The 18,523-nt window shown below is 37.5% G+C and carries 22 protein-coding genes, 1 tRNA gene and 1 other RNA gene; 17 read left to right on the top strand and 7 right to left on the bottom strand.

Going from position 1 to position 18,523, the window contains the following annotated elements:
• The first annotated feature begins 1 nt into the window (after nucleotide 1).
• The 4 genes from ACT9TX_RS05935 to ACT9TX_RS05950 all read left to right on the top strand — a co-directional run bounded on the left by ACT9TX_RS05935 (nucleotide 2) and on the right by ACT9TX_RS05950 (nucleotide 6,173).
• Nucleotides 2-322: a hypothetical protein gene (locus ACT9TX_RS05935; RefSeq protein ID WP_481337325.1), complete on the top strand. Its 321-nt coding sequence runs from the start codon at nucleotides 2-4 to the stop codon at nucleotides 320-322.
• A gap of 9 nt (nucleotides 323-331) precedes the next feature.
• Nucleotides 332-535 (top strand): hypothetical protein, encoded by a 204-nt coding sequence (locus ACT9TX_RS05940; RefSeq protein WP_481337326.1) that lies wholly within the window; start codon nucleotides 332-334, stop codon nucleotides 533-535.
• A gap of 47 nt (nucleotides 536-582) precedes the next feature.
• On the top strand, nucleotides 583-2,460 hold the full coding sequence (locus ACT9TX_RS05945; RefSeq protein WP_481337327.1) for a hypothetical protein: 1,878 nt from the start codon (nucleotides 583-585) through the stop codon (nucleotides 2,458-2,460).
• Nucleotides 2,461-2,543: 83 nt separating this feature from the next.
• The gene (locus ACT9TX_RS05950; RefSeq protein ID WP_481337328.1) at nucleotides 2,544-6,173 is read left to right on the top strand and encodes a phage tail tape measure protein; all 3,630 of its coding nucleotides are present in this window, start codon (nucleotides 2,544-2,546) and stop codon (nucleotides 6,171-6,173) included.
• A gap of 2 nt (nucleotides 6,174-6,175) precedes the next feature.
• Here ACT9TX_RS05950 and ACT9TX_RS05955 read toward each other — a convergent pair whose 3' ends face one another.
• Nucleotides 6,176-6,562, bottom strand: coding sequence for a hypothetical protein (locus ACT9TX_RS05955; RefSeq protein WP_481337329.1), 387 nt, complete (start codon nucleotides 6,560-6,562; stop codon nucleotides 6,176-6,178).
• Between the two features lie 128 nt (nucleotides 6,563-6,690).
• Between ACT9TX_RS05955 and ACT9TX_RS05960 the strand changes: the two genes are divergently transcribed.
• From ACT9TX_RS05960 to ACT9TX_RS06010, 11 genes are all read left to right on the top strand, one after another.
• Nucleotides 6,691-6,894, top strand: a complete 204-nt coding sequence (locus ACT9TX_RS05960; protein WP_481337330.1) for a hypothetical protein — start codon at nucleotides 6,691-6,693, stop codon at nucleotides 6,892-6,894.
• Between the two features lie 26 nt (nucleotides 6,895-6,920).
• Nucleotides 6,921-7,313: a hypothetical protein gene (locus tag ACT9TX_RS05965; protein ID WP_481337331.1), complete on the top strand. Its 393-nt coding sequence runs from the start codon at nucleotides 6,921-6,923 to the stop codon at nucleotides 7,311-7,313.
• An 82-nt stretch (nucleotides 7,314-7,395) separates the two neighbouring features.
• Complete coding sequence (locus tag ACT9TX_RS05970; RefSeq protein WP_481337332.1) at nucleotides 7,396-7,938, top strand: phage antirepressor N-terminal domain-containing protein; 543 nt, start codon at nucleotides 7,396-7,398, stop codon at nucleotides 7,936-7,938.
• A 3-nt stretch (nucleotides 7,939-7,941) separates the two neighbouring features.
• Nucleotides 7,942-8,370 carry a hypothetical protein gene (locus ACT9TX_RS05975; RefSeq protein WP_481337333.1) on the top strand — a complete coding sequence of 143 codons (429 nt, stop codon included), beginning with the start codon at nucleotides 7,942-7,944 and terminating at the stop codon, nucleotides 8,368-8,370.
• A gap of 93 nt (nucleotides 8,371-8,463) precedes the next feature.
• Nucleotides 8,464-8,796 carry a hypothetical protein gene (locus tag ACT9TX_RS05980; protein WP_481337334.1) on the top strand — a complete coding sequence of 111 codons (333 nt, stop codon included), beginning with the start codon at nucleotides 8,464-8,466 and terminating at the stop codon, nucleotides 8,794-8,796.
• A gap of 9 nt (nucleotides 8,797-8,805) precedes the next feature.
• Nucleotides 8,806-8,943 carry a hypothetical protein gene (locus tag ACT9TX_RS05985; RefSeq protein WP_481337335.1) on the top strand — a complete coding sequence of 46 codons (138 nt, stop codon included), beginning with the start codon at nucleotides 8,806-8,808 and terminating at the stop codon, nucleotides 8,941-8,943.
• The gene (locus ACT9TX_RS05990; RefSeq protein WP_481337336.1) at nucleotides 8,930-9,250 is read left to right on the top strand and encodes a hypothetical protein; all 321 of its coding nucleotides are present in this window, start codon (nucleotides 8,930-8,932) and stop codon (nucleotides 9,248-9,250) included. Before ACT9TX_RS05985 ends, ACT9TX_RS05990 begins: the two co-directional genes overlap by 14 nt.
• Nucleotides 9,250-9,609 (top strand): hypothetical protein, encoded by a 360-nt coding sequence (locus tag ACT9TX_RS05995; RefSeq protein WP_481337337.1) that lies wholly within the window; start codon nucleotides 9,250-9,252, stop codon nucleotides 9,607-9,609. Before ACT9TX_RS05990 ends, ACT9TX_RS05995 begins: the two co-directional genes overlap by 1 nt.
• 8 nt (nucleotides 9,610-9,617) lie before the next feature.
• A tRNA-Met gene (locus ACT9TX_RS06000) sits at nucleotides 9,618-9,691 on the top strand.
• A gap of 561 nt (nucleotides 9,692-10,252) precedes the next feature.
• Complete coding sequence (locus ACT9TX_RS06005) at nucleotides 10,253-10,615, top strand: hypothetical protein (RefSeq protein WP_481337338.1); 363 nt, start codon at nucleotides 10,253-10,255, stop codon at nucleotides 10,613-10,615.
• A gap of 121 nt (nucleotides 10,616-10,736) precedes the next feature.
• Entirely contained in the window at nucleotides 10,737-12,299 is a 1,563-nt protein-coding gene (locus ACT9TX_RS06010; protein ID WP_481337339.1) for a recombinase family protein, read from the top strand.
• Here ACT9TX_RS06010 and ssrA read toward each other — a convergent pair.
• Both ssrA and ACT9TX_RS06020 read right to left on the bottom strand, forming a co-directional pair.
• Nucleotides 12,251-12,623: a transfer-messenger RNA gene (gene ssrA / locus ACT9TX_RS06015) on the bottom strand. The genes ACT9TX_RS06010 and ssrA overlap by 49 nt on opposite strands.
• Before the next feature lie 17 nt (nucleotides 12,624-12,640).
• Complete coding sequence (locus ACT9TX_RS06020; RefSeq protein ID WP_481337340.1) at nucleotides 12,641-12,928, bottom strand: GIY-YIG nuclease family protein; 288 nt, start codon at nucleotides 12,926-12,928, stop codon at nucleotides 12,641-12,643.
• Between the two features lie 372 nt (nucleotides 12,929-13,300).
• On the opposite strand from ACT9TX_RS06020, the gene ACT9TX_RS06025 reads away from it, so the two are divergent.
• Entirely contained in the window at nucleotides 13,301-15,100 is a 1,800-nt protein-coding gene (locus tag ACT9TX_RS06025; protein WP_481337341.1) for a MutS-related protein, read from the top strand.
• Nucleotides 15,101-15,219: 119 nt separating this feature from the next.
• Here the strand turns inward: ACT9TX_RS06025 and ACT9TX_RS06030 are convergent, their stop codons facing one another.
• Nucleotides 15,220-15,816, bottom strand: coding sequence for an FMN-binding negative transcriptional regulator (locus tag ACT9TX_RS06030; protein ID WP_481337343.1), 597 nt, complete (start codon nucleotides 15,814-15,816; stop codon nucleotides 15,220-15,222).
• Nucleotides 15,817-15,900: 84 nt separating this feature from the next.
• The gene (locus ACT9TX_RS06035) at nucleotides 15,901-17,013 is read right to left on the bottom strand and encodes an Mrp/NBP35 family ATP-binding protein (RefSeq protein WP_481337344.1); all 1,113 of its coding nucleotides are present in this window, start codon (nucleotides 17,011-17,013) and stop codon (nucleotides 15,901-15,903) included.
• Between the two features lie 145 nt (nucleotides 17,014-17,158).
• On the opposite strand from ACT9TX_RS06035, the gene ACT9TX_RS06040 reads away from it, so the two are divergent.
• Nucleotides 17,159-17,806, top strand: a complete 648-nt coding sequence (locus tag ACT9TX_RS06040) for a carboxypeptidase-like regulatory domain-containing protein (protein ID WP_481337345.1) — start codon at nucleotides 17,159-17,161, stop codon at nucleotides 17,804-17,806.
• A gap of 149 nt (nucleotides 17,807-17,955) precedes the next feature.
• Here the strand turns inward: ACT9TX_RS06040 and ACT9TX_RS06045 are convergent, their stop codons facing one another.
• Entirely contained in the window at nucleotides 17,956-18,267 is a 312-nt protein-coding gene (locus ACT9TX_RS06045) for a type II toxin-antitoxin system RelE/ParE family toxin (protein WP_481337346.1), read from the bottom strand.
• Between the two features lies 1 nt (nucleotide 18,268).
• Nucleotides 18,269-18,496 (bottom strand): addiction module protein, encoded by a 228-nt coding sequence (locus tag ACT9TX_RS06050; protein ID WP_481337347.1) that lies wholly within the window; start codon nucleotides 18,494-18,496, stop codon nucleotides 18,269-18,271.
• Between the last annotated feature and the right edge of the window lie 27 nt (nucleotides 18,497-18,523).

An 18,523-nucleotide genomic window follows, 5' to 3' on the forward strand; every position in this document is an offset into this window, starting at 1 on the left:
TATGAACTACAAGTACACCAAAAAACCAGAAGATTTTGCGCCATTCTTTTTTGCCGAAAACAAAATCACACATCCAGAATTTGAGTATATCATACATCTTGGATTTCCTCGCTTTTTATTAAAATGGAAAGCTGCTGAGGGGCAATTTGCAGATTTTGAAGATTTTTTTGATGGCATTGTAGAGTTGCAATGGCTTGATGGTGTAGCACCTTCTGAAAGCGAAAAACAAAAACTATTAACGCAAGCTTGGAATTATCTAGCTATAGAAGATAGAATTTTAGAGGATGAAATGGAAACTTGGGATGAAGACGATGATTTTTAATTTTAAATAATGACACACGACGAACTACTTTCTTACCTTAATAAAAATAAGCATTTGCTTAACCTTAGTGGTATTGCAAAGGCAAGCGATATTAATACTTCTGTATTAAACAATGCCCTTGCTGGCCGTACCGATGGGCACGGTACAGTACAAAAAATACCTAAAAAACATTTACTCAAATTAATAGAAGTGATAAGCCAATTACAACAGTAGTTGGCTTTGTCCTTTCCTACCCTCACTTGTAGCAGCAATTTTACCCTATGCTACAAGTTTATGTTTACGGCGCTACAGAGCAGGGCTTTTTATACCTGGGCCAAAATGCCAAATTAGATATTGAAGGTTTAGCTGAAGCTTTTGACGATGATTTGAGTACTGGAGATTTTAGTTTGCCGCTAGAGCTGCCCTGGACTGATTACAACCGCCGATTACTTGGCTTTGCTGAAAGGCTTGAAAATGCCAATACCAATACCACCACTTGGAAAGTGGACGTGCTAGATGATGACTGGCCAGAACTCATTTCGGCACAAATGACCATACTGGAAAAAGTGGGTAAATTCAGTTACAAGCGTGGCAAATTCAACGTAAGTATAGCCGCTACCAAGGGCTTATTTGGCAGCCTCATCTACAACAAAAAAATGAACAGCCTAAAACTAGGCGGCGCCATCAGCTGGCCTACTGTTGAAAGTAGAGCCTTTGCCACCGATGTAATGAAAGGCCTTTACCCGCAATATCCTTTCTTGGCATTTGCACCAGTGGCCATAGAAAACTACTTTGATAAAAACCGCCCCGATTATGCCAATGAATTTTTAGTAAAAGACACGGTAAACAATATTGTTGTTACAGGTAGTGGTGCAGATGATTGGCAATTTGCAAGGCCACAATCTAGCAGCCCTAATACGCCTACAGTAATTGGCAATACAGAACACGCAGATTTTAGAACTGTACCATTTTTTCAGCTGAAGTGGCTACTTAAAAAAGTGTTTGAAGAATTTGGCTTTACGCTTGTAGGCGATGTGGTAGATGGTACCGACTTTGACGACCTATTTTTATTTAACAATTACTCGCTTGAAGCTTACCAACAGCATCAAGATTTTAACCGCAGTATTAACCCGGCTAATCATGTGCCCAATACACCTAATAGCACGTACATGCTCATTAGCGACTTCCTCAAAAACACCTTCTCATTCTTCAATGCCTACTTTGTTTTTGATGGGGCAAATAACCTGGTAAAAGTGCGCTACCGCAATAGAAATATTACCGAAAGAAATGTGGTACCAATTACCCAATATGTAATTGATGAATTTGACAGTACCATAGATACCAACAGCCAAAACAAGGGTTACAAATTAGCGTTTGGTTGGGATAGCAACGATGGCTACCATGGCGATAGAGTGAAAGAATTGAGCATTAAACAAAATAACGAAACTTGGATAGGCGATAAAATTTTATTGGCCACCGTAGCCACTTTTGCAGATTTGGCCACACTTACAATTACAGGCGTTACACTTACTACAGATTATTGTGTACTGGTACAAGCTGATAATATTTATTACAGCGTTGCAGATGCGACAAGTACGCCTATAAAATGGGATGCTTATGCTGAAGCTTTGCACGATTATGAAAAACGCAATGCTAAAAATGAAGATCCTGGCCGAACCATAACTTTAGGTATGGCGCCATTGTGCAATTATGTAGAATTGAATAACAGTACTGGCCTGTACGAGAAAAAACCATTCGTTGGTACTAGAGGCATTGGCAGCTATGCCACAGCCAAAGGCATACGTGTAAATACCACCTTTGGCCTTAGTGTATTTTACATAAAAAAGCAGGTGATAAATGGCAACAACATACCTACAACTTTTACGCATAACCATGATGCGGCCAACAATATTATAGAAAAATATAGCCTTAGCCTGCATGGTAGCGATGGGCTTGCAGCCAATATGCATACTAAGTGGCAGGATGTACAAGAAAAGGCTGAAACAGTTAAAACTTCTATTACGGTAGATAAAAAAATGTGGGCACAAATACAGCAAGCTACACAGGTAGAAATTGATGGTGTAATATACTTAGTACAAAAAAACGAAAGAACCATACCGCAAACCGAACCAATGGTAATTTATTTAATACCAATGTAGTTATCTGATTCTCGGTTGTCCTTTACCACCCTATTTTATAAAAACAATTTTAAAGCTGCAAGCCAAATGCTTGCAGCTTTTTTATGAGTGTACGTAATGATGTGGTGAATCTTATTGTAAATGTAAATGGCAATCAAGCACAGGCGCAATTGAATGATTTACGCAAGAAAGCAGGCGATATAACCAATGAAATGAAAGGCCTTAAAAAGGGTACTGAAGAATATATAGCTAAAAAGAAAGAGCTAGCCGAGGTGACTGGTGAAATGGACAAACAGAAAAAACAGATTGGTATTTCAGCATTAAGCACTAAAGAATTGACACAAGAGTTAAATAAACTTAAAGCGTTAAAGGGCAATGTATCGCCAATGAGTGCTGAGTTTAAACAGCTAGACCAACAGATAAAAGCAGTAGTTAACCGACTAAATGAAGTACGTGACAGTGGCAAAGGGTTTAGCTATTTCTTAAATAAAGCTGCGCCAGGCCTTACAGGTATTGGTATTGCTGGCGCAGCTGCAATGGGTGTACAAGCAATTGCTTCAGGGGTAAAAGCATTTGTAAGTTTTAATGCAGAATTTGAAAAATCAGTTGCCAACCTATCTGCTATTACAGGTGCTACAGGTAAAGATTTAGAGTATTTAAAAAATGCAGCTATTGACTTATCTGCTTCTAGTACACGTAGTGCCAAAGATTATGTAGAAGCAATGAAGCTAATTGCTAGTGCTAAGCCTGAATTGCTTACGCAAAAAGAAGCATTAGTACAGGTTACACAAGCAGCTAGCACACTAGCTGATGCAAGTGGCTTAGAATTACCAGATGCAGCTACTAGACTTACCGATGCATTAAACCAATTTGGGGCAAGTGCTAGACAAAGTAATAAATACATAGATGCTTTGGCGGCTGGTGCAAAATATGGCGCAGCAGAAATACCAGATATTACAGATGCCTTATTGCAATTCGGCTCACAAGCCAAAAGCAGCAATATTAATATTTATGAAAGTACAGCGGCTATTGAGTTACTGGCAGAAAAAGGGCAAAAAGGTGCAGATGCAGGGGTAAAATTGCGTAACGTATTACTTGCCATGAATGCGGTTGATGGGCTAGATAAAAAAGCGATACAAAGCCTAGAAGATGCAGGGGTAAATACGGATAAGCTAAAAGACAAAAGCCTAAGCCTTGGTGATAGATTAACCGAACTAAGCAAAGTAAGCAATAATGCAAGTGCTTTGGTAAACATATTTGGCAAAGAAAACTTTAATGCTGCGCAAATTGTACTGCAAAATATTGATAGGTATAAGCAACTAGCTACTCAAGTAAAAGAAGTAGGTATAGCACATGAGCAAGCTGTAACGAATACCGATACATTAATAGACAGTTGGGAAAGATTTAAAAACCTTGCTGCGTCTGAATTTTTAAAAGAAGGCGGCGCTTTTACTAACTTCTTAAAAAACATAGTAAAGTTTGGTGAAGGCGCTTTGAAAACACTTGGTAATGTAGTGCGTATAGGTACAGCATTAATAACCCTAGATTTTAACAAACTTGGTAACCTTAGAAAAAACCTAGCAGACCAAAAAACACAAGCTGCCAATAATACTAAGGTGAATACAATTATAGATGTATACACACAAGAAGAGCAAGGCAAAGCCGATGCAAGCCAACGTATTTTAAAGAAATTACAGGATAATGTAAATAAAGAATATGAAGCGTTTAAGGCCGCTAGATTAAGAGGCTATAAAGAAGCAGCAGCAAAGGCGTTTTCTAATTTACAAATTAATGGGCAAGCGTTAGCTACATTTAGAGCTGACCAACAAACTATAGGTACTGTAAAAAATGACGAGCCGCCAGCAGATAAGAAGGATAAAACAAAAGGTGGCAACGCAAGTTCTAAAGAAAGTGACTATGAAAAATTAAAAAAAGAAATATTGCAATTTGAAAAAGAAGTAGCCAAAATTAAAAGCGATAACGAAATTGACGCTGCCAATATTGACCAAAAAGAAATTGCTAGGGTACAAAAAAAATATGCTGACTTACTAGGCAAGGCTAATGAGTATTTGATGAAAGTACATAGCCTGAAAGGTAAAAATGCCAAAGAATTAGAAGCAAAAGCACAAGAAGAAATTGCTACGCTTACTCAGCAAAAAATGATTGAGATGGATAAAGCGCAGCATGATATATTTTTAAAAAATGCTGAAAAAGAATACGATAATCAACTAAGGCTTACTAATGAATATTTTGAAAGCCAAAAAACATTGCAAGCAAAAAGACTTGTTGATGGTGAGATAAACGAAAAAACTTATCAAGCTAATATTGCAGCTATTGAATTGCAAGCAAGTAACCAGCAATTACAAAATGCAGAAGACTATGCCAACATAGTAAAAAAAGCTGCCGAAGATGTAACTAAGTTTAAAGCAGAACAACTTAAAAAGCAAACGGCTGATGTAATTGCTGCTGCAAAAGCGCAAGAGGCAGAAAAGAAATTACTTGAAAAACTTAGTGAAGATGCTAAAGAAGCAGATATAAAACGCCGCTTGATTATTAATAAACCTGGTAGCAAGGGTAACGACCAAGCGCAGAAAGACCAAATTGCGTTTCAAAAAGAACAGGCTTTAAAAGCATTGGCATTGCGTAAAGCAGAAGCATTAAAAGCACTAGAAGATGCTAAACTAAACGAAGACGACAAACAAAAAGCCATAAAACAAATTGATGATGATTATGCTGCATTAAAAGCACAAGTTGATGCTCAATATGATGATGATGAAACGCAGCGCAATCTTAAAAAATGGCAACGAAAAATAGACGATGCAGTTAAATACACAACTACATTAAATAACCTATTAAATGCAATTGAAAACAGGCAGTTAGCTAAAGAAACTGCCATGCACGATAAAAAGAAAAAAGACCTTGATAAGCAGCTAAAAGGTAAATTGATTAGCCAAGAACAGTATAATTTAAAAACCTCACAATTAGATGATGAGCTAGAAAAGAAAAAGAAAAAAGTTGCCTACGAGCAAGCAAAACGCCAAAAAGCCATAGATATTGCTGCTGGCTTAAGTACAACAGCCTTAGCCGTAATTGGCTTCTTAACAGCAAAACCTGTAGGGCCTTGGAACTTTGTACAAGCCGCTATTGCAGGTGCTTTAGGCTTGGCCAATGTGGCTACTATTGCTGCACAGCCGCTACCAGAACTTGGTACAGGTGGGTGGATTACTAAAGGCGATAAACACAGCGATAAAAGTGGGGGTATTAATGCCAAAATAGAGCGTGATGAAGCCGTAATTAATGCCGCTACTATGACTGATAAAAATACCTATACGGTAACGGGCACACCTGCACAAATAACGAGTGCGCTTAATGGCATGAATGGTGTTAGCTGGGCACCGGGCGCAACCTTTGGTGCACCAAAATGGCGTACTGAGCAACCAAGGTACTTAAACTCAATGATGCCTAAAATTATGGCAATGGGTGGCGTGGCATACGGTAGCCAAAGTGTAAGCAGTAGCAAGCCTCAAACAACTACAAGTACCGATACAACTACTGTGAGTAATGATGACGCAACATTGTTGCTGAAACAAATACTAGATGAGCACAAAAGAAATGGTGAGCAAATGAATACTTGGGCCACTACGTTTAAAGTAATTTTCTCAAATAAAGAATACGAACGCTTTTTAACCAATATTGATAATGCAAAAAAACAAAGCGGTATAAGAGGCAGGTAACCCTAGCTACGCATATATTTTAGCTGCTCTTGTAGCTGGTCTATGGTGCGTTGTAGGCTTGTTTTATCTGCTTGTAAACTTTGCATTGTTTGCTCTAAAAAAGCGATGTATTTATCTTCTTTGGGTAAACCGTAAGTAGCTTGTTGTTCATTCATCACATTAACGTTGGCTTCCTTCAATGCAACTTCACTATTGTATTTAAAAATGGTATTCAAATCAATACCATTCTCATTAAGAAAAAATAGGTATTCGTTAGGGATAAATTCTCTTTTATCAGATTCTAACAAACTAATTTCTTTCTGATTAACGCCGCAAAGGTCTTCGCACTCTTTTTGAGTTTTATTTATAAGCTGTCTAGCTTGTTTTAAATTATTGGAAATCTGCATCATATAAATTATTTTAAAATAAATATACTTTTTTGGTATAAAAAATTTGTTTTTATTCCAAATTGGTATATTTTTACAACGTCAAATAAGATAACAAAAACAAAACGCAAATTAAAAAGAAAAATTGTTTTATGACCAGAAATGAAGAAGAATTAGCAAAAAAGTTTCTTGAAATAGCTGATGAAGTGACTGAGGAAATGGTTTTAAAAGCTGCTTTAGAAATGCCACTAAGTTATCAAACTGTAAAGCGTTATCTAAAAGGGCTAGTGGGTAAAGAAAATGTAGGTAAAAAATTACTAGAATATTTTGAAAACAAACTTTCTGTAGCTGCTTAATCATTCTTAACAATAAAACCGAAAACATGGCAAAGCCAAAATTTGAAGACAGATTTTTCACTAAAGAAGAAGTAAAAGCTTTAACGCTTGAACAAAAGCTAGAGTACATTTTAGGTTTTTATGAATATCCTATAGGTAAATGGTGTTCTGTGCAATTTAATGAATCACAGGCTCAAGCAGTGAAAAATAAAATTACGAAAGAGTGGCTCGTAAGCAAGGCACGTTTCATTCAATTAACAAATTTTATCAATCTTTTGAGTCAAGAAAACCCTAATAGCAAGTTGCTTGCAAATTTGAGGATTCAAGAAAAGCATACTGCTAAAGGGATTGTTGAGCATTATAGCCCTGCATTAATTTATGTTACTAATCCTGAAAGAGACCCTTCAAGAATACCACAGCCACAAACAACATTTATATAAGCGTTTTGCGAAAACTTCGACGTGCCAAGTAGAGGTAGCTAGTGTAAGCTAGCTACCATTTTAAACCACCAAAATTTTAGTAATGCAAACAGATATTCAAAAGTTTTTACAGTTTAATGGTAAAAATGTCTATTTCACTAACGATAAAGGCATTTACTACGTAGCCATTAAACCAATTTGTGAGGCTTTAAATGTTGACTATTCAAGACAAGTTCGCACCTTAAAAAGCAACGAAATTCTTGGTCAACTATGGTCTCTACAGACCATAGTTGCAGCCGATGGAAAGATGAGAGAAATGGTTTGCTTGCCTGAATTTTATGTGTACGGTTGGATTTTTGGTTTAGTATCTGATAGTAAAGAATTACTATTTTATAAATGGAAATGCTACGAACTGCTTTACAATTATTTCCACGGCACAATTACAAGGCGTAACAAGTTTTTACAGCAAAAGGTAGAGTTGCTAGAAAGTATGGATACAATAAAACAAGAACTAGCTACTAACGAAGCATTTGTACAGCTAAAGCATTTGCAAAGCAAACTACGCCTTACCAAAAAAAGCCTTGATAGCCTCGACAAGGCAATGCTAAGTAACCAATTAGATGTTTTCACCGATTCAGACAATTAAGCCATGGCATCAACTATTGCAACCACAACTACCAAGTTTGATAAAATATGGGGCGGTAAAATTTTTGCCGACAATTTCGAAACCGTTCGCCTTCGCAACGATGATAAATACTTTGTAGGCGATGTGCACGAAATTGTAGTAGATGGTGTAAGCTTCGGCTTTGCAAAAGTTGTAGCCACCAAAAATATCCGCCTCGAAGCCATCCGTGATGTATTAAGCTTTACCACAGCAGGTATGCACGCTGCTAAGTTTTGTGGATGGCTTAAATCTGTTTACAACGAGAAAGTGCATGGCGGTGTAAAGCCATCTACCGAATTTACTCAAGTAGTGTACCAATGGCAGCAACGCAACTATGCTGTACAAACTGGCTACATAGCCAAGTTTATGGAAGAACGCCTACTAAATTGGCGCCAAGAATTAACTAACTACTAGCCCTTTAATTACCCCCTATATAGATGTGATGAGTGACCATAGGCGCCACAGTATTGGTGGCGCATTTTTAACCCATTAACAAAAATCCGAACAATGAATAGTTACAAAGGCACCATTCAGCAACTCATCAACATTGAGTTAGATGTACTTAAACAATGCAAAGCCTCACCTTGGTTTGCGTATATCAATAAGCTAGCGGTACAAAACTTTTATAAAACAAATGCCGAAGCCTTAGCTTATTTTAAAAATATAGTAGATGGGCTTAACGCTTCATTTGTAGAGAAGGATGATAAAGGCGAAATAGTGTTAACGCCTAGTGAAGATAAAAGCAAGCTTGTACAGGCATTTATTAGTGATGAAGCCGAAAAAATTTACAGAGCCGAAATGCAAGCCTTGGCAAAAACCGAAATAAACATTTACTACTAAACCAATAACATGAAACTGCAACACGACACGCTACTGTACTGGCTGCTAGTAATACTAGCCCTTACACTTGGCCTTGTAGCCTGGCTATTATGGATAGCCATTACCGATCGTAAACAACGAAAGAAATACCAAAATGATAGCCACTAAATACATTGTAACCACATTTATAGGCCGCCAAAAGCGCTACCTAGTTGGTACTGGCAAAACCACAGGTAATCTGCTTCAGGTAGAATACAGCACCAAGCAAGTAGATGCTGAAATATTTGATACCAAGCCTTTGGCAAATGCGTTCATAAAAAATATCTCTAACCCTTACGAGAGAGTATTTACAGTTGAACCATTGCAAGTAGCAGAAAAGCCATTAGAAGAATTTATGGCCAGCCTACCAATACAAGTTGACGAAAGAAAGCTTGATCGTAACAAGGTAATTAAAAAAATTAAAAAAATGAGATAATGGCAAAGCTTAAAAAACAAGTATGTAGAGAATGTGGCTGTACAGATAATAACTGTAAAACCTGCATTGAAAAAACTGGTGAACCCTGCTTTTGGGTAGAGAAAAATTTGTGTAGCGCCTGTGCTTATAAAGATATACTGGATGACATAAAAGACCTATCCACAAAGGGGGCGAAAATTGACCGATTACTTAACCAAGCAGATGCTATCAGCAAAAGGATGGAGCAAATTTTTATTGACCATAATGTAAATCATCTTGATTTAAAAGCACTGCCAGAAGATGTTTACAACCTTTGGCAAACACTGCATAAGCAGCATACTCGCTATGGTAAATTAATGGCTAACATTATTAACGGGTAATCATTATATGCGCTGTGGAGCAGTTGGTCGGCTCACTGGGCTCATAACCCAGAGGTCACAGGTTCGAGTCCTGTCAGCGCTTCTGTTTTCGGATAAGGGTTTGGATTTTACAGGCAAGAGCGGGGTTTCTACCCTGCTCACAATTGGGTAGATGGCGGAATGATTGCAAACAAAACCAAGGAAGGAGTTCGCTATGAAGAATAGAGCGCAATTGAAGTAGAGTTTGCAAACTTGGTAGACGCAGGCCGTGATATGACACGGTTACAGAAAAGATGTTAGCTGAGTTGCAAATCAGAGTTCCAATAAAGAGAAATCCAATGCTATCATATGTGCATTGTCTGTTGCAGGTTCGAATCCTGCTCTACCCACAAGGACTAAAGAAGGTTACCGTTTGGAAATGTCCTACCATAAAAAGCAACGGGCGGTAATGCAAGGCGAAAGCAGCCCAACAGAACTAATAAGTGAAATAGATTATTGTTTGCTGTTAAAACAAAGTAGTACACGCTGCTAGTGGGTCACTAGCCCTTTTGCCCCGTAGCCCCACAAGGCACGGGGTTTTGAGGTGCGAAATATCACGTTCTTTTTTATTTAAAATCCGAGGCTTGTTTCTACAGGCCTCTATTTAAAAATCAATTCAAAAACTATGGCAGTACATGAGTTTAAGGTAGCCGTTACGAGAACGGATGAATACCATATTAAGCTAGACGACGAAGTGATAAATGAATCTTACATGCAAGATTTTAGCGAGTCATTTGGTCAAGTAGATTCTTTAGAAGATGTAGCAGGACACCTTGCAAGAGCCTATATGAGAGAAGTTGATAGCGATTTTGTTGAAGGTTATGGGTGGGTAAAAAAGTTCAGAAAAGATGGCAGCCATAGCAAAGGGCTCAAAAGAGAAAACGGACAAATTGTGCTGCTTACTGATGAAGATTATGCAAAAGGATTGAGCATAAAAATTATAAGTGAAGACTCTGACTATGATACTGAAATAGAAGAATTATCATAAATGCCAACCAATGCTAAAATATTACCCCTTACCACCGCCGAAAATTCGTTGAGTCAAGAAGAAGCGCAACTCGTAGCTTTATTTTCTAAAGCTATCATTAATCATTGCAAAAGCAAAGCTTATGATTCAGAAAACAGCCATTCGTTACCTACGCATCAGCACAGACAAGCAAAGCCACTACTCTATCCAAGGTCAGGACATGCGCACCTTAGAGTGGTGCGAGAGGAATAATGTGCGAGTGATAGATACGTTTATAGATGAAGGTTACAGCGCCAAAACATTTGATAGGCCCGATATGGCCAAGCTAAAAGCATTTATACAAAAGCACTACAAAACGGTTAATTACCTGGTAGTGCAAGAACTAGATCGCTTTAGCCGTGATGCTGGCGAAGCGATTGTAATGATAAAGCAGCTGCAGAAGCTATACCGCATTCAAATTGTAGGTGTAAACGAAGGCTTAACCTTCGATTACGATAATCCTGGTTCTTTCTTTCGTACTGGCTTGCAACTGTTGCTTGCTGAAGATGACAACATTAGAAGGTCAGGCAAAATAAATTCAGGCATTTATGCTGCCAAAAAGAAAGAAGGCCGCTATATTGGTGCAGCGCCATTCGGTTATAAAAAGGTACTGAATGAAAAGAAAGTACCTATAATGGTGATAGATGAAAAGCCGGCCAAAATTGTACGCTTCATTTTTGACGCCTACAATGCAGATATGCCAATGCAAGAAATACGCAAGCAAGCTGCTGCAATGGGCTTTAAACAAAGTGGCAATAGCGCCATTACTAAAATACTTACTAGGCAAGCTTACACCAGTTTATTAACGGTGAAAGCTTACCAAGATAGACCAGCCGAAATTGTAGAGGCAAGCCATGAGCCAATTATAATGCGGACACAATGGCTAGCCACTCAGCAAAAATTGAAAGGTGGTACTACCAAGGTTATCATTAGCGATGAAATGCCACTTCGTGGTGTATTAAAATGCCACTGCGGTAAAGCTGTAACCGGTGCAGCTAGTACGGGCCGCCACGGTGGTAGATTCTTTTATTACAAATGCGCTACCAGTACACACTTAAACCTTAGTGTAAAGAAAGCGCATGCCCAGCTGATGGAAGTTTTAAAGCTAATGAGCCTGCCACAGCGCCTGATCACTGCCATCAAGCACCAAACAACAGTAGATTTAGAAGCTACGCAAAAAGAAAACAAGCACCGGATTAAGCAACTTGCTAAAGATTTGGAAGACTGCGAAGCCAAATTGTATAGCGTAGAAGAAAAATGGATAGCTAATCAATTGAATTTTGAAAGCTACCAACGCTGGCACTCACACCACAGTCAACAGCGCATCGCTTTAAACGCACAGCTTGACAAGTTACAACAGGAAGAAAAACACATTTGGTACCTGGTACAAGACGAATTGGAAAAATTGTCTGATTTGCATTACCTGTACCAAATAGGAAGTACAACAGACAAACAACAGTTAATTAGACTGGGGTTCGATTCAAGATTGTACTATTCTGGGGGAACGTATCGAACCCCTTACATGATGCCTATATTTACTCACAACACGCTGATAATGAAAGAAAAAGGGCTGTTGGTTTTAGACCAACAACCCTTTAGAATGGAAGGAAATTTTAAAAGTGGAGCTGAGGGGAGTCGAACCCCTGTCCAAACAAATCCGCCATAAGTCTTCTACATGCTTAGTTCATTATTAATTGTCGAGATAAAACCGGAAATAAACAAACCAATTTTATCCTTAGCTGAATAGTCTTTTGTCGCAGTCACAGCCTTCTGAAACAGCATCCTGTGTTTAGTTTGAGTCGGCGGCGAAACTTGGTAACAGAACAACCTGTTTGGCGGCCCGAATGGTTACTTAATCACTGATTAAGCAGCCATGGCATACTGTGTATTGCCATTTGAGTTTTGAATATTCAGATTTAAGTGCTAATTATCCAACGCACTGCATGCTTATACCTACAAAGAACTTTGCTGTCGAAACCAGTACAGCCCCATTTTTAATATTTAAAGCTAACTAGAAAATCTTGAAACGAGTTTATCAATTAATTCTTGATAGTTATTTAAATTCTCAATATACTTTCTACTTTTCATTCGTTTAATATGACTCTCTATTTTCCTTGCCTGTGCGTATTCTAATTTATCTATTGAAAGATACACTACCCAATCATTCGCCTTGGTAGTAAAGCAATCTTCAAAGGCTTTCCGTTTATGCTCTAAAAGCCTTTGTTCGAGTGACAGACAACTACCAATGTAGTATTTATCAATTTGCATTGAATAAAGAATATAGACAACTGCCATATCTACCTATTTTAATTATCCAACGCACTGCATCCTTATACATACAAAGTCCCGATAGCTATCGGGATTGCTGTCGAAACCAGTACAGCCCCATTTTATTTTCAATGTATAAGATTTTGCAAAACCTTATACGTTTGGTTAAATATTTTGTAACCAACTGCATACTTTCAATCTTACTTCGTTGCGTCGCACTACCGATAGCTATCGGTATGTACTGTTAGATACTTTGTGAAACTTTTATCGAAGCGATTAGACTTACTAAGTTTTTGAAACTTGGCAAGTCTAACATAAAAGTCAGTTGGCAAAAATAGGTACAAATTTCTTTCTACACTAATCAATCATTACCTACTTTCAGCGCCTATAACATTTACTATGCCTGCAACTACATATCAGCAATATTTACAAGCACATATAGCTACATTACAAGCCTTACAAAAAACTAAAACTAGGCTTGCATGGCTCAGGTTTATCACAGTCATTGCCACCGTAATCGGCGCATTCAAAGGTTTTGAAGCAGACATATTATTTGGCGTTATTACAATTATACCTGGCATCAGTATTTTCTTATTCTTCATTGCTAAAGATGTTGCCAATAATAAAGCCATCAATCATACCAATACGCTTATTGATATCAACCATCAAGAGCTCGCAATACTTAACTATCAATATTTCCACAGAGAATCTGGCGACCAATTTGCGCAGCCTACACATACTTACACTAACGATCTAGATATTTTTGGCAAAGCATCATTGTACCAATACATCAACCGCTGTAATACCGAACAAGGCAAGGCACTACTAGCAGACAATTTACAAAAAGCCATTGCCAGGGAAGCGATACAAAACAGGCAATCTGCCATTAAAGAATTACACGCTCAAGCACAATGGCAGCAGCAATTTCAAGCACTTAGCCTACAATCAGCAATAACTATTTCAACCGAACAAAAAATAAACCAATGGCTACAAAATAAAGAACAGCATTTACAAGCCAACTATTGGAAAATAGTATTACCGCTCTATGGCATTTTCACCACTACTTGTGTGGCTCTTTACACTATTGATGTGCTTTCAACACCTGTATTTTCAGGCATACTTTTATTGTGCTTAATTTTTGCTTTTGCCCAAAGTAAAAAAGTAATGGCGTCTTACACTTTACTCAACAATATTGTAAAGGAATTAAGCGTAGCAGAACAATTAATTACAACCATAGAGCAATCGAATTTTGAAGTAGCTGCATTAAAAAATTTACAATCACAACTCAATATTGATGACATAAAAGCATCAAAAGCTATTAATGAATTGAAGCAAATTCTTAACCGTTTTGATGTAAGACTAAACGTATACTTATTTCTCGCATTAAACACCCTATTTCTTTGGGATGTTTGGCAAATAAGAGCTCTGAACAAATGGAAAGCCACTTACAAACAGCATGTAAAAACATGGTTTGAGGTAATTGCAGAAATGGAAGTAATCAATACATTAGCAGTACTAGCTTTCAATCATCCAACTTGGTGTGTACCAACGATTGCTGATACAAATTTTACATGTAGCGCTAGCAAACTTGGCCATCCACTCATCTCAGATAATAAGTGTGTCACCAATAATTTCACAACAACTGGCGAAGCAAATATTACGCTTATCACAGGTAGTAATATGGCTGGTAAAAGCACCTTTCTAAGAAGCATTGGATGCAATACAGTGTTGGCCTTAATGGGCAGCGTTGTATGCGCTGAAAGCTTTACCACATCGCATATTCGCTTGATGAGCAGTATGCGTATTGCAGATAATTTAGCAGAAAATACCTCTACTTTTTATGCAGAATTAAAGAAGCTACAAAGCATTATTGAAGCTGTTAACAACCATGAAAAACTGTTCATTTTGCTAGACGAAATTCTACGTGGTACCAACTCGCTTGATAGACATACAGGCAGCAAAGCATTAATACAACAACTCATCAAGCAAAACGCTGTTGCCATACTAGCCACACATGATGTAGAACTAGCCAAGCAAGCAGATAACTATCCAAAAAATATTACCAATTACCACTTTGATGTTCAAGTAGCAAATGATGAATTGTACTTTGATTACAAGTTGAAAAATGGCATTTGCGAAAGCCTCAATGCCTCTATTTTAATGCGTAAAATTGGTATTGAAATGGATGATATATATTAAAAAATATTAATTCGCTTGTACAAATGGCTTTGCTCTACCACAAATGTGGTGTATTTATGTATATAATATGAAATTATCAAGACGTTAATACAATAAATTTAATCTGTATATACAAAGTGCTATTTCACTAATTCACTTACATTTAAATTAGTAGTAGTTAGTGCATCCACTATCCTTGATTTATCCGCTTCTTGCCTATTTTGGCTTAACTTAAACACATGCTGTATATCAGTTAATGCTATCTCAAAGGCAACAATGGCTTTCATGTTATCAGCTATGTATTTTTCATCCATTTGTTTTACTGCGGCAGGACTTTCGGTTGTGCCTTCAAAATGATTAGTCAATTTTACCAAAACGTCATATAAGCCTTTATCATCTAAAAAATTCACGACACCTTTTGCATGAACTGCCTTGTAATTCCAAGTGCTAGCCACTTGTTTATTGTTATACCAACTTGCACTTACATAAGCATTTTCACCACTAAAAATAGCCAATACATTTGGATTCTGTTCAAATGCAATAGTATGATCTTGCTTACGCATGGCATGTGCCAATAAAAAAATCTTACCGTCTTTTTCTTCAAACAATACTGGTAAATGCGTGGCAACAGGCATATTATTGTCATCAACACCACAAAGTGTAATAAAAGGATGCGCCTTCATAAAAGCCAATACCTCTAAGTCGCTATCAGCTTTAAAATGTTTTAAATTGTACATTCAATTTCTTTTAAAATAAAAAGTTTCCATCAAAACTAGTAATGCTTTAATGGAAACTTCAGACTATTTAACTATCAAAAAACATTACGCCATCACCTCTATCATCTTAGTCTTTGGCACATTAGCATTACGCATGGCAATATTTCTTACGGCTGTTGCAGTTACATCTCTAAATGCTTGTTGAGATAATACATCGGTACCAACCATGGCTGGCACACCTACATCACCACCTTCTCTTATGCTTTGCACCAACGGCACTTGACCTAAAAACGGCAACTCATATTCATCAGCCAAGCGCTTACCACCTTCTTTACCAAACAAATAGTATTTATTATTTGGCACCCCGATAGCTATCGGGGCATCTGGCGGTACGAAGTAAGCCATATTTTCTACCAATCCAATAATAGGTACATTTATTTGCGCTTGCGCAAACATGGCTATCCCTTTTTTTGCATCTGCAAGCGCCACAGCTTGTGGTGTAGTTACAATTACCACACCTGTTACAGGTACAGTTTGCATCAATGTTAAGTGAATATCACCTGTACCTGGCGGCATATCTATTACCAAATAATCCAATTCGCCCCAATCAACATCAGTTACAAATTGCTTAATAGCACTGCTAGCCATTGGGCCACGCCAAACCACCGCATTTCTTTCATCAACTAACAAGCCAATGCTCATTAATTTAATGCCATATTTCTCTAAAGGCATTATTACACCTTTGCCATTCACGTCTTTCATCATTGGTCTTTCACCACGCACACCAAACATAATTGGCACACTTGGCCCATAAATATCTGCATCCATTAAGCCCACACTTGCACCGCCTTCTGCAAGGGCCAAAGCCAAATTAGCCGATACGGTACTTTTACCTACACCACCTTTACCACTTACTACTGCAATAATATTTTTTACACCACTCAATATTTGCTGCCCATCTTTACGATTTGTAGATGTATTAGAAGTGAAATTTACTGTAACTACGGCTTCTTTATTTACCAATAAACGCACTGCATTTTCACTGGCGGTACGCATCATATCTTTCATTGGACAAGCTGGTGTGGTTAAAATAATGGTAAATGCAACATTGTTACCATCAATTTTTATATCCTTCACCATATTTAGCGTCACCAAATCTTTACCTAAATCCGGTTCTTGTACATTACTCAAAGCTTGTAATATCGCTGCTTCTGTCATCACGCAAGTTTTTGTTAAAAAAGATAATAGGTGGCAAAATTAGCGGCTCACCGCTTTACTTTGTTGCGAAATGCAAAAGCTTATCAACAAAAACCACTGAACCCTGTTTTGTATTTTAATAGAAAGTACTGTAATTTTATACCGCATGAAACAAACTATACACATCATTTTATTGCTTGTTATTGTTGCAGGTGTTACCACTGCAAAAGCCCAACAAACACTGCCTTCTAAAGATTCTGTGATACAGCTTTTTGGTGTGGTAATGACGGCCGATAGCTTACGTGGCGTGCCATCTGCAAGTATTGTTGTAGTGGGCAAAGGCCGTGGTACTATTACCAATAACGATGGTATTTTTTCTATTGCGGTATTGAAAGGAGATAGAATTTTGTTCTCATCTATTGGTTTTAAAGACAAGCAAATTGATATTCCTACCAATCTTACTGATAATCAATACAGTGTTATTCAATTGTTGGTAAACGATACCACATATTTACCTGCAACTATCTTAAAGCCAAGACCTACACGTGAGCAGTTTGAGCGTGACTTTGTAAATACCCGTGTACCAGATGATGCTTATGAAATTGCACGTCAAAATACCAACGAAGCTGCCCGTAGAATTCTGCTAGCAACACTACCTGCTGATGGTAAAGAAGCCGTAAATTATCAACTGCGCCAGCAAGCTACTAAGTCTTACTACGCAGGGCAAACTGCCCCAATGAATATTCTAAATCCATTTGCTTGGGCAGATTTCATCAAGTCATGGAAAAGAGGCGATTTTAAGAGTAAGAAATAACTCGGCTGAACTTAAATTTTATAGCCTGAGGGAGACTTCGTTAACCAACTGTATTACTATTATTTTACTTCTGTTGCGTCGCACACTTGTACGGCCATAACTTTATTCGGCTTTGATTGAAGTGAGTATATGCACGCATTTTGTTACAACTATCCCCTTTTAAGCTGCTTTTTTATAAACTTATTTGAGCGTTTTGTATGTACTAAGGCGAGGACAAATACTTTTGAATTATCAATTTTAAAGAAAATTTTAAATGGAAATTGCTTTAGTAATGCTCTTCTAAATGAAGTGTTACTGACTTTTAGAAATGCGTAAGGATTGTTGCTTATTCGCTTTTCTATTGCATAAAACTGAGATAGAAATTGATCTGTGATTTTAGGTGCAACATCGTCATACCAGTCAATTATTGCTTTTAAATCATCCCAAAACTCAGCATGGTATTGTACTATATATTGTTCCAATTTACTTCTTGCTTCGGTGCTCTTGAATTTTAGCTCTTAAATCACTTGGAGAAAGTAAAGCTGTTTTTTGCGCTTGTATATCTTGCCATCTTTTTTCAAGCAACACAATTGTAGAAGCTTCTTCTTTGCTTACGCCATTATTAGGCGACAAACTTTTCCATAGCTTTTCAGCTATGTCACGCCTTTGTTTTTGAGGCAGATTGAGCAATGTGTTGATATCGATTGTCATTATTTTTTTACTAAAATAAATATTTTT

This window comes from Parasediminibacterium sp. HNIBRBA5674 (genome assembly GCF_056745525.1).